The 463-nt window shown below is 40.6% G+C and carries 1 protein-coding gene; it reads left to right on the top strand.

The window, feature by feature from the left end; translation table 11 throughout:
• On the top strand, nucleotides 1-395 hold a 395-nt coding region (locus tag AC6CHU_RS25945; RefSeq protein ID WP_498123167.1), incomplete at its 5' end, for a transposase.
• Between the last annotated feature and the right edge of the window lie 68 nt (nucleotides 396-463).

The following is a 463-nucleotide window of genomic DNA, read 5'->3' as shown; positions in this document are numbered from 1 at the left end:
AAGATATCTATGTTTGTCCAAATGGCCAGAAGCTAGTTTATCGCACAACAACAAGAGAAGGGTACAGAGAGTACAAGTCTGATTCTAAAAAGTGTTCAGAATGCCCACTCCTGAAGGAGTGCACAAGGTCAAAGAACAAACAAAAGGTCCTAACACGCCATGTGTGGGAAGAATTTAAAGAGAAAGTGCGCCTAAACAGACTCTCCCTCTCCGGAAAAATTCTTTATAAATATAGAAAAGAGAAAGTTGAGCGAAGCTTCGCAGATTCAAAAGAACTGCATGGGCTTCGCTATTGCCGGTTACGGGGATTGCACAATGCGAGTGAGCAAGTATTACTCACCGCAGCGTGCCAGAATATGAAAAAGATCGCCACTCACCTAGCCAAGCTAGGATAATTGTGGCGATCTATTGTTTTTCCATAAAAAAAGCCTATTTTTAAGTCAGTAATTGAGAAAATAAAAAA

It is taken from the genome of Cytobacillus sp. GQ23, assembly GCF_059758675.1.
Note: the sequence above shows the minus strand (reverse complement) of the source record. Positions and strands in the feature narration are given on the sequence as shown.